General features: G+C 69.1%; 8 protein-coding genes and 1 pseudogene. 5 read left to right on the top strand and 4 right to left on the bottom strand.

The window, feature by feature from the left end; all coding sequences use genetic code 11:
* From M0P34_RS09210 to M0P34_RS09190, 5 genes and pseudogenes are all read left to right on the top strand, one after another.
* Positions 1–234: pseudogene (locus M0P34_RS09210) on the top strand (hypothetical protein); the annotation flags it as partial.
* 55 nt (positions 235–289) lie between these two features.
* Positions 290–694, top strand: coding sequence for a DUF1425 domain-containing protein (locus M0P34_RS09205; protein ID WP_291498620.1), 405 nt, complete (start codon positions 290–292; stop codon positions 692–694).
* A 29-nt stretch (positions 695–723) separates the two neighbouring features.
* Positions 724–1,329, top strand: coding sequence for a penicillin-binding protein activator LpoB (gene lpoB, locus M0P34_RS09200; RefSeq protein WP_291498619.1), 606 nt, complete (start codon positions 724–726; stop codon positions 1,327–1,329).
* A 19-nt stretch (positions 1,330–1,348) separates the two neighbouring features.
* Complete coding sequence (locus tag M0P34_RS09195) at positions 1,349–2,764, top strand: DUF6844 domain-containing protein (RefSeq protein WP_291498618.1); 1,416 nt, start codon at positions 1,349–1,351, stop codon at positions 2,762–2,764.
* Positions 2,765–2,775: 11 nt separating this feature from the next.
* The gene (locus tag M0P34_RS09190; RefSeq protein WP_291498617.1) at positions 2,776–4,077 is read left to right on the top strand and encodes a CsgG/HfaB family protein; all 1,302 of its coding nucleotides are present in this window, start codon (positions 2,776–2,778) and stop codon (positions 4,075–4,077) included.
* A 116-nt stretch (positions 4,078–4,193) separates the two neighbouring features.
* Here M0P34_RS09190 and M0P34_RS09185 read toward each other — a convergent pair whose 3' ends face one another.
* From M0P34_RS09185 to M0P34_RS09170, 4 genes are all read right to left on the bottom strand, one after another.
* On the bottom strand, positions 4,194–5,750 hold the full coding sequence (locus M0P34_RS09185) for a hypothetical protein (protein WP_291498616.1): 1,557 nt from the start codon (positions 5,748–5,750) through the stop codon (positions 4,194–4,196).
* A 4-nt stretch (positions 5,751–5,754) separates the two neighbouring features.
* A complete protein-coding gene (locus M0P34_RS09180) occupies positions 5,755–8,556 on the bottom strand; it encodes an MMPL family transporter (RefSeq protein ID WP_291498615.1) in 2,802 nt (933 codons plus the stop codon).
* Positions 8,557–8,585: 29 nt separating this feature from the next.
* Positions 8,586–9,395, bottom strand: a complete 810-nt coding sequence (locus tag M0P34_RS09175) for an outer membrane lipoprotein-sorting protein (RefSeq protein ID WP_291498614.1) — start codon at positions 9,393–9,395, stop codon at positions 8,586–8,588.
* A gap of 96 nt (positions 9,396–9,491) precedes the next feature.
* A partial coding sequence (locus M0P34_RS09170) for a sigma 54-interacting transcriptional regulator (protein ID WP_291498613.1) occupies positions 9,492–10,943 on the bottom strand: 1,452 nt, incomplete at its 5' end.

The raw sequence follows: 10,943 nt of genomic DNA, 5'->3' as shown, positions 1-10,943 counted from the left end.
GGCATCTACAGCGCGCTGGTGACCCGGGCGGACACGCGCCATTGGAGCTCCGTCCCCGCCCGGTACGAGGTCGCCCGCGTCCCGCTGGACGGGGCCGGGGACCGGCTGTGGCTGGACATCCCCGGCGGCCGGGAAACGGCCCTGGACCTCGATCCCGGCCGCGACCACATCGTTTTCGTGGCCCTGCGAAGTGCCAATGCGAATCCGTATATCGACACGGTGGCCTTTGACTGATGCATCCAGCCGGGGCGCCCGCGCCACGGGCGGCCCGTCCGACGGGAGGATTCCGATGCGAAGCATTTCCCTGGTGTTGTGCCTGGCGCTTTTCTGTGCGGCCGCCGGATGTGCGCGCCACGGTGCGCCTCCCGAGGCGGCGGTTGCCGCCCCCCAGTTGTTCCCCTGCGAGGTCAGGGTCGTGGGGCTGCCGTCCAGCCTGTCTGTCGCCCCGCCGGTTTTGGGCACGGCGCCCTCGGGGTTCTTGCGGGTGGAGGTCGGCCTGGAGAACCGGTCCGCGCTCAAGGTGACGGTGCTGCACGCCGTGGAGTGGTTCGACGCCGAGGGTTTCGCGCTGCCCACCGTCATGGCCCGCCAGAACCGGGTCGTCATCCCCGGGCAGCAGGCGCACCGCATCGCTGCCGTCGCCCCGTCGGCCAAGGCGCACCGCGCCGTTGTCACGATTTCCCGTTCCAAGTAACCACTTGCCGCCGCAGACCGGAGGTCGCGATGAAATTGCAGCTTGCCCTTCTTCTTGTGTGTTTGGTCTTCGTGAGCGCATGCACCCAGTCCGCCCGCTATGTCGACCCGGCGCGGGACGCCGGGCTGGTGACGGCGAGCATCGACGACAGCGACTTCCAGAAGGCCGCGGCCGACGCCGTGGCCTCGATGCTTGCCAGCGGCGCCCTGAACCGTTCCGGCGGCGGGCGGCATGTGCTGGCCATCTCCACCATCACCAACGACACCATGCAGCGGATCGACGTGGACATGCTGATCAAGAAGATCCGCATCGACCTGCTCAACAGCGGCAAGGTCGTCGTGACCACGGCCGTCCGCGCCGGGGGCCCGGAGGACGCCATGAGCATGCAGGCGCGCGAATTGCGCCAGAGCAAGGAGTTCAACCAGGCCACCGTGGTCGGCGAAAACCAGATGGTTGCGCCCAACATGTCGCTGTCCGGCAAGATCATCCAGCGCAACACGGCCGTGGACGGCAGCAACCAGCGGATCGACTACTACTTCCAGCTCACGCTGACCGAAATCGCCTCCGGCCTCGCCTACTGGGAGGGCGAGACGGTCGTGGCCAAGGTCGCCTCCAACAAGTCCGCCGCCTGGTAGCCCAAAGGGGGAGAAACAGATGCTTGCGATGAAGAACTGTTGCATCCGGGCGGCCGCGGCCTGCCTGGCCCTGGCCCTTTTCGCCCCCGTTGCCTGGGGGCAGGATGTCGTGGCCATGGGCGCCGTGGCCGAGAGCCCCGTGGTGGACGACGCGGCCGTGGCGCTGAACACCTTCGCCGAGGCCGGGAAGGTGGATACCTCGCAGGTCGCGCAGAAGAGCGCTTCGGAGATCGTTGAAGAGCTCTTCGAAGCATACATGCGCGACAATGGCCTGGAAAACGGCTACAACGCCAAGGCTGACAAATATTTCTACTTTGCCAAGAGCCCCGTCGAGCAGTCGGTCGTCTCCCCGGATTTCGGGAAGTCCCGGGTGCTTGCGTTCGAAAAGGCCTATCTTGGCGCGCAGAAGCAGTTCGTCAAGGACCTCGACCAGCAGGTGACCAGCGAGATCGTCCAGCACCTGTTTGCCGACAACAGCTCCGACGCCGGTTCCTTCGAGCAGGAGCTGGGGCAGGGGTCCTCCACGCTGGAGGCCCTTGCGAGCAAGGCCCTGGCCCTTGGCGACGCGATGCTTTCCTCCAAGCTCGAGGAATACGGCATCGACCCCCAGCGCTACTCCGCCGCCCCGCCGGACCAGAAGAAGACCCTGCTGGAGGACGCGTTCCTGAAGCGCACGGTCACCCGGGCCTCCAAGGCCCTCGCGGGGGTGACGCCCATCCAGACCTTCATCGGCCAGAGCGCCAGCGGATCGCAGACCGTGGGCGTCCTGCTCATGTACTCCCCGAAGCTGGAGGCCATCGCCTCCTGCCTGGCCCGGGAGCAGAAGCCGCAGATCGCCAAGCAGGGCCCTCCCCTGCGGGATATCGTGCCGCTGGACGACAAGGCCAAGCTCTATGACCTGCTCGGCGTCCGGGTGCTGTTCGACGAGAACGGGCCGGTTGTCGTCAGCTACGGGCAGTGGTCCAGCAGCTACACCGGCGAGAACGAAAGCATGCGCGAGCGCCACCGCGGCATCGCCCTGGACCAGGCCGACAGCCTGGCCGCCGCGCAGCTTGCGGCCTTCCTGAACAGCAGCTTCAGCACCCAGGACGAGGCGACCATCAGCGAGGCGGTGAGCCAGTCCAAGATCCTGCGCGGCGGCAGCGGCGATGTCGAGGAGGTCACGGCCAGCCAGATCGTCGACGTGCGCAACGAAACGTCGAAGAGCCGGACCAGCGCGCGCCTCAAGGGCGCCTCGACCCTCAAGCGCTGGGTGTACAAGACCCCCGAGGGCCACGAGATCGTCGGGGTCATCAAGACCTACAGCTTCGCGGGCATCCAGGCCGCCAAGCGCGGCGCGCAAAAGCCGGGCGGCGCGCAGAAGAAGGCCGGCGGCTCCACGGGGGATGCCTCGGGCCGCAAGAGTGTCGACCAGATGAACATCAACGACTTCTAGCCGGAGGGGTCATGGCCGTTTCTTGTCTGCCGCGTGCCCTTGTCGCGGCCCTGGCGGGCGTTGTCCTGGTCCTTGCCTGCGCACAGGCGCAGGCCGGGACCAGAACCTCCGCTCAGAACGTCCGGGCCAAGGGCTATGGCGCCTCCCCGCAGGAGGCCGTGCAGGACGCCCTGGTCCGCGTGCTGCAACAGCACAAGGGCGTCAGGATCGACGCCAGGCAGGTGCACAGCACCACCCTGGTTTCAGGGTCCGTTGTCGAGAACGGCGCCGAGTCCAGCGCCGCCGCGCTCAAGGACGCCGTTCAGAAACAGGTCGCCACGGCCACCAAGGGCGCCATCAGCGAATACCGCGTCCTTGACGGCGGCATCGGGGAGGACGGGCTGCACTGGGCCGAGGTCGAGGCCACCTTCAGGAGCTCGACGTACCAGGCGCCGGGGCTGCCAAGCGACAAGCGCAGGCGCTTTGCCGTCTATCCTTTCGCGGCCGCGCGGGAGGTCTTCCGCGTGGATTCCGGGGACGTTTCGGGCCTGGATGTGGCCCATGCGCTCACCGACGCCCTGATCGCCCAGCTGGTGCAGACGCGCAAATTCGCCGTGCTGCAACGCCGCGACCTGTCCGCCTACGGCGCCGAAAGCGCCGTCGTCGGCTCGGCCGCGGCGGGCAGGGACGAGCGCCTGAAGCTGGGCAAGCTGCTGGGGGCGGACTATCTGCTCACCGGGGCGGTCACCTCGTGCGGCACCGACACCAGGGGGACGACCAGCGCGCTGACCGGCGAGCGGCTCTCGGGCGGCAACGTCGAGATCGGCCTGTCCTACGAGCTGATGCTCATGGCGACGCAGGAAATAAAATGGGCCGACACCCTGACCTTCGCCGTGGAGCTGCCCGGAAACGCCCGGCGGGACTCGGCCCTGGCCGGGGCGTTCGACGCCCTCGCCAACCGGGTCGTCATGGATCTGCTGGAGAACATCTACCCGCCCCGGATCGTGGCCGCGCAGGGTGGGGAGGTGCAGCTCAACCTGGGCGGCAAGAGCTACGCCCCGGGCGATGTCCTCGATGTCTACGCCCTGGGGGCGCCCATCGTGGACCCGTATACCAAGGAATCCCTGGGCGCCGTGGAGACCCTGGTCGGCACGGTGGAGATCGTGCGCGTCACGCCCAAGCTGGCCTATGCCAGGGCGGTGTCCGGCGCGCCCCTGGCCGTGGGCATGGTCTGCCGTCGCCAGGGGCGGGCGCCCGGGGCCGCCGCAACGGGCACCATGGGGACCGGGGTGGAGATGCAGCCCGGCGGCGGGGTGAAGCTGCCCTTCGACTAGGCCGGCGCGGGGCGCCGCCCTGGCGGCGCCTTTGGCGGCCGGAAAGCACGAGCCCCCGGCGCGGTTGCGCGCCGGGGGCTCGTTTGCGTCTGGGCCCGGGGGCGGCCCGGGGCGCCCTAGAAGCGGTATTCCAGCGTGGTGACCACGCGGTCCTGGTCGCGCCAGCGGCCGTAGTAGCTGGTGCCGGGCCCGTCGAAAAGCTCCAGGGCCGTGTGCCAGGTCAGGTTGTCGGTCATGCGCCAGGTGGTGCCCACGCGGTGCAGGCGCGCGGAGTTGGAGAGCAGGATGTCGGCCAGGTAGTGCAGGCTGAACTCCTGGGTGAGGAACAGCTCGGCGCGCAGCACGGCGTCGTTGCGGCCCAGGCGCGCGTCGCGCGAGGAGATGAAGTAGCCGTCGGCGTTTTGGTGCTGCGTGATGCTCTCGCCCACATATTCCGCCGTGAGGTCCAGGCGGTGCAGGCCCAGGCGGGCGGGCCAGGACTGGTTGGACCACGTCGTGCCGCCCACATAGTGCAGGTAGCTGTCGTCCTTGCCCTCCTCGGTATGGGAGTAGAGCGCCTCGCCGTGGAATTCCAGCTCCTTCCAGGTGGTGGAGAAGCCGCCCGCCAGCTGGTCGGCCACGGGGTGCTCCACGGTGATGGCCACCCGGGCGGCGGGCTGGTCCAGCTCCGCGCGCATGACGGGGTAGATGCTCGGGCCCCGGAAGGCCGAGGCGAACAGGTCAAAGCCGCCCAGGGATGTCTTGGCGCGGGCCAGGTAGCTCCACTGGTCGGGGTCGTCGGCGTCGGGCAGGTCGTAGCGGGTGGTGATGTCCGGGGTCACGCCGCCGAAGCTGATGCCGAAGAAGCGCTCGAACAGCGACACCATGTCGACCCGCGTCAGGCTGGAGAAGAAGTGCAGCCACTCCAGGAAGTCGTCGAACTGGCTCTGGCTGTTGCCGAAATAGCCGGGGACTCCGCCCCATGCCTCGCCGGAAACCCAGCGCGACTCGGGGCTGGGCGTCTTGGGCGGCGTGAAGTAGGGCATGACGGCCACGGTCCAGGTGGTGTCGCCGACGGGCACGTCGAGGGCCGCCTGCCACACGCCCAGGCGGCGCGGGTCCAGGGGGTCGTTGAAGTCCACGGGGCTGTAGCGGTTGGCCGGGGAGACCAGGGTGGAGATGCCGTTTTGCAGCACCTTGCGCCCCAGGGTCAGGTCGGCCGGGCCGAGGTCCACCACGGCGTAGAGTTCGTTGATTTCCCAGGCGTTGCGGCGGCGGTTGTCGTCCTGGAAGAAGCGGCTCACGCCCGCGTAGGTGTCCTGCTGGTTGCCGGCCTCCAGCCAGCCCGACGTGGCCAGCCGCACGCGCCCCACGGTGGCGCTGGTGGCGTATTCCAGGCGCAGCTCGCCGATGTTGTCCTGGGTGTCCTTGGGCAGGTCGTCCCGGCCCGCGGTTTGCAAGAAATGGGCGCCGCGCAGGCGCACGGTGAGGTCCAGGTTGTCGGCGAACTGGGCCGCCGCGCCCCGCTCGCCGGTGTCCTGTTCCTTCTGGGCGCTGGCGGTCATGGCCGCGTCCAGCTCCTGGAGCAGATCCACCTCGTCGGCGGCTGCGGGCAGGGCCGTCAGGACCAGGGCCAGCAGCCAGGCCGCCAGGGGCGGGACGAGGCGGGGCCGGGGAGGCGCGGGGTGTTTCATGGCGTCATCCTTGGTTTTGCAGGGACTTTTGGTAGTACATGACGTTGGCGATGGCCAGCCGGTGGCCGAGGATGCGCGCCAGGTTGCGGTGGGCCAGGCTGGCCAGGCGCGGATACAGGCGGTGCAGGCGCTGGAAGTCGGCGTGGCTGATCTCCACCAGGTGCAGGTCGGAGAAGGCCCGGGCGGAGTAGGAGCGCGGGCCGGGGTCGAGCATGGCCGTCTGGCCGAACACGTCGCCCACGCCGAACAGGGCGTAGGGCACCTCGCGTCCGGTGTCCTCCTGGATGGAGAAGGCGCGCACCTCGCCGCTGAGGATGATGTACATGGAGTCGCCCTGGTCCCATTCGTCGAAGATGCTCTCTCCGGCGCGGCGTTCCTGGATGCGGCCCATGAGGATGATCTTCTTGATGTGCCAGGGGCGCAGCTCGCGGAAGAACTCCGACTGGCGGATGACCTGCGGGTCCACATGCAGCGAGAGCATGTCCCACAGGGTGAGCAGCTTGGTGTTGGCCAGCAGCGGCCCGGTGAGCAGCAGGTCGCCGATCAGGGCGGCGAGCATGACCAGGGCCGAGAGGGCGCCGAACTGGATGATGGTCACGAACTCCGAGGCCAGGAGCACCGAGAAGCCCAGGGCCAGGGCCAGTGAGGTGGCCGTCACCGGCCTGATCTCGGCGTGGATGCAGACCTCCATGGCCCGGTGCTGGTCCTTCAGGCGCAGCATTTCCTTGTTGTAGCGGGTCATGAAGTGGATGGTGTCGTCCACGGCGATGCCGATGGCGATGGCCGCGACCATGGCCGTGCCGATGTTCAGCGGGATGCCCGTGAAGCCCATGGTGCCGAACATGATGAGCACCGGGAAGATGTTGGGCAGCAGCGAGAGCAGACCGGCCTTCACGTTCACGAACAGCACGGACATGATCAGGAAGATGATGCCCAGCAGGAGGGCGATGGACAGGGCCTGGCCCTCGGCGATGCTGTCCGCGCCGCCCAGGATGAGCATGCTTTCGCCGGTGAAGGCGCTCTGGTAGTGCGGGCCCAGGGTCTTGGCCATGAAGGCGCGCAGCCCTTCCAGGGCCTGCTTTTGTTCGTACGACGATTGCAGGCTGTGGCGCACCAGGATGTGGAACTGGCTGAAGTCGGGGTTCACGCTGCGGCGCAGGTCCGAGTCGTGGATGAGCAGCAGGTACTGGGCCACCTGGTCCTCGGTGGCGGGGATGGCGTAGTGGGCCTGGGCGCCGCCGTGCATCTCGCGGTTGATGAGCCGCAGGGAGTCGGCCAGGGAGAAGGACGCGTCGAATTCGGGGCTGGCGGCGATGTAGTCCTGGATGGCCGCCACGGCGCGCAGGGCTTCGGGCTTTTTGAACATGCCCTGCACGCCGCTGGAGATGGCGATGGAGAACGTCTGCACGCCGGGCAGGTGGGCGGCCATGGCCTCGGTGCGCTGGCGGATGGGCGAGGACTTCTTGAACACGCCCAGGATGTCGTTGTTCAGCCGCACGTTGAAGGAGAACAGGGCCAGGCCCGCGGCGAAGAGCAAAAGCCCGGCCACGAGCTTGCGGTCGTGGCGGTTGGCGGCGGAGCTGGCGGCCCTGCCCAGCAGGTCGAAGATGCTCAGGTTCTTCTTCCAGGGCTCGGGCTCGGCGTTTTCGTCCTCCTCGTCCCGGGGCGGCGGCCCGGCGGGGGCCAGGGGCGAGGCCCCGCGCCCGCCCGTCAGGCGCAGATAGGCCGGGATGAGCGCCACGGTGATCACGGGGTTGACCAGCAGGCCGAAGGCCGCGGCCATGCCGAACTGGCGCAGAATCTCGATCTTGTTCACCGTGATGGAGGCGAAGCCCAGGAAGGTGGTCAGGCTGGTGATGAGGATGACCACGCCCATCTTGGAGACCATGTAGTCGAAGGCCAGCTTGCCGGGGCCGCGCTTGTGCAGGCCCTCGCGGTATTCGGAGATCAGGTGGATGTCCTCGGTGGAGCCGATGACGATGATCAGCGAGGGTACGATGATGGTCAGGATGTTCAGGGGGATGTCGGCCAGGGCCATGAAGGCCGCCATCCAGCAGACGCTGGTGCCCGCCGTGAGCAGCGGCAGGATGGCGCTGGCGGGCGAGCGGGTCATGAGCACCAGGGTCAGGATGAGCACGGCCACGGAGAGCGGGACCAGGCGCATCTGGTCGTGGATCATGGTCTGGGAGATGACCGTGCGGAAGTACGGGTTGCCGAGCTGGAATGCCTCCTCGAAGCGGCCCTGGCAGGGGGCGAGCAGCGTTTCGATGGAGGCGGCCAGGGTCTCGTAGAACTGCGGGTCGTCCTGGTCGGGTTCGATGAACACGTTGACCGAGGTGGTCGTTCCGTCGCGCGAGAGCAGGTTGCCCGCCACCAGCGGGTTCTCCAGGGCCTGGGCAAGGATGGCCCGGGCCTCGTCCCGGTCGGCCGGGGGCTGGCGCATGAGCGGGCCGGAGCGCAGGGTGCCCTGGTCGTCGCGGAAGTCGGCGGCGGAGAACAGGCTCTCCACGCGCACCACCCCGGGCAGCCCTTCGAGCTGGTAGGCCAGCTCGTCGATGAGCGCCAGGCGGTCGGGGTCGAACAGGTCGGGGTCGCGCAGGCAGATGACGGTGACCTGGTCGGTGCCGAAGGTCTCCACCGTGCGCGCGTAGATGGCGCGCGCCTCGGGGTCGTCGGTCATCATCCCGTCCACGGACGGGTCCAGGCGCAGGCCCCTGGCGAGGAAGAGCGAGGCCGCCGTGATCACGGCCAGGGTCAGGACCACGACCCAGGGGTGGGCGTAGGCGAGGCGCATGAATCGCTGCACGGACAGTCTCCTGGCGGGCTGGGGCGTTGCTATTGCAGGGCGCGGCCCTGGGTGACGTACAGCTCGGTGAACACCTCGTCGTCGATGGCGGCGTCGACCTCGAAGGCCGCGAGGCCCATGAGGGTCCGGTGCTTGGCGCGCAGGTTGTCCATCAGCGTCTTGCGCGCGATCCACATGTCGCCGCGCACGTTTTCCAGGTCATGGGCGGTCTGGACCTTGACCAGCCTGCCGCGCGGGTCGTGATATTCGATCCTGACCGTGAAGGTGATGTCCTTGCGCACATGGAACACGCGCTTGCCGTAGCCAGATTCCTTGGCTTTTTCCGGGGTGGCGGGCACCACCTCGATGACGTGGCAGTCCTGGCCGTCCACGTCCGCCGAGCCCGTGAGTGTCATGACGTACTGGTCCAGGTCGTCGGGCTCCATGTCCTCGTAGGTGAAATCGGTGCCCATGAAGAAATCGGCCTTGGAGCTGGACGCCACGCGCTGCATCTTGGCGGTGGCGGGCATGTACAGCCACTGGTTGGCCAGTCCGTCGCCCGTTTCCCAGCTGAGCAGGGCCGTGCCCGAGAGGTCGGCCGGGGCCGTGAAGACCATGAGGGTGCGTGCCAGCCCGTCGGACATGGTCTTTTTCCAGCTGCGGAACTCGCGCTGTTTCTTGTTTCCGGCCTTGTCGGCCAGGATCATGACCACTGTGGACGTGGCGCTGGATGTTTCGTGCAGGTCGCGCTGGCGCTCCAGGATGGCCCGCCCTTCGGCTTGGGCGTCGGCCCGGGCCGGGGTGCAGGGCAGCGCGAGGAAGAAACAGGCGAGGATCGAGGCAATGGTGGCCAATGGCATGTAGCGCTCCTTTTTTAGAAGGGCAGCATAGGCCACAACGGCGTTTCTTTCCATCGGAAATATCGGGGAACGGCCACCGGAGGCCGTGGGGCGGGGTCAGCGCGCGCCGCGCAGGCGGGCCCGCTCGGCAGCCACGCGGTCTTCGAGGCCGAGCTTGCGGATGCGGTAGCCGATCTGGCGTTCGGTGAGCCCCAGGGCCTCGCCGGCACGGCGCTTGATCCAGCGCGCCTCGCGCAGGGCCGAGAGGATTTCCGCGCGTTCCATTTCCTTCAGGGACGGCTTGCGGGGCGGCGCGGCGCCCGGGGAGCGCCCCTGCGGGCCGCCGTCCGGCCCGCTGGCGGTGTTCAGGGCCAGGCGCGCCAGGGCCTCGTCGATGCGCTGGCCCCCGGCCATGACCGCCAGGCGTTCCACAAGCCCCTCCAGCTCGCGGACGTTGCCCGGCCAGTCGCGGGCAGTGAGGAACTCCAGGGCCCCGGGGGTCAGGAAGAACGTGCGCCCGCGCCCCCGGGCTGCCCGGCGCAGGAAGTGGTTGAGCAGGCCGGGCACGTCCTCCTTGCGGCGGCGCAGGGGCGGGACGGTGACGGGGGACATGTTCAGGCGATGGTAGAGGTCCAGGCGGAAGTCGCCGCGGTCTACGAGTTCGCGCAGGTCGCGATTGGTGGCCGCGAGGATGCGCACGTCCACGGCCCGGGGGCGGCTGCCCCCGGCGCGCACGGTCTCGCGCTTCTGGATCACGCGCAGCAGTCCGGCCTGCAGGGCCGGGGGCAGGGCGTCGATCTCGTCGAGGAGCAGGGTGCCCTGGTGGGCGTCCTCCATGCGTCCGGGCCGGGCGCCGCGCTCGCAGCCGAATAGCTCGGATTCCAGGTTCCCTCCGGAGGCGGACGCGCAGCCCACGGCGACGAAGGGCCGGGCCTTGCGTCCGGAGAGGTCGTGGATGATGCGCGCGATGCGGGTCTTGCCCGTGCCCGGCTCGCCCAGCAGCAGCACCGGGGCGTCGGTGGGCGCGAGTTGCTCGATCAGGCGTTCCACCTCCCGCATGGGCGTGCTGCTCCCGATGATGTACAGCCCGCCGGCCTCCTTGGACACGCGGTACCGCAGGGCGGCGTTTTCGCGGCGCAGGGCTTCCTCGCGCCGCCGCACGGCCTCGCTGATGCGGACCATCTGGGCCAGCAGGGCGGCCACTGCGGCCAGGAATTGCGTGTCCCCGGGCGTATCGGTCTGCGCGTCCGGGAGCCAGTCCACGCCGAGGGCGCCGACGGTTTCGGCGTCCAGGACGATGGGCACCCCGGTATGGGCCGCCGGGCGGTCGGCGCCGTCGCCGGGCAGATGCAACGCGGCGGCGGTGTCCAGGATTCGCCGCGCGGCTTCCAGGGCGGGCGCGGGCGTGGCCTGGCCGCGCCGCCCCCGGGCCGGGCCGTCGCAGGCCGTGACGGCCAGCTCCCCGGTGTCGCGGTCCGCCAGGGTCACGGTGGCCCGCTCCACGCCCGGCGCGCAGGACAGGATGCGCAGCGCCTCCTCCAGGGCCTGGTCGAGGTCCAGGGCCTTGTG

This window comes from Desulfocurvus sp., assembly GCF_023230885.1.
Lineage (GTDB): Bacteria > Desulfobacterota > Desulfovibrionia > Desulfovibrionales > Desulfovibrionaceae > Desulfocurvus.
Note: the sequence above shows the minus strand (reverse complement) of the source record. Positions and strands in the feature narration are given on the sequence as shown.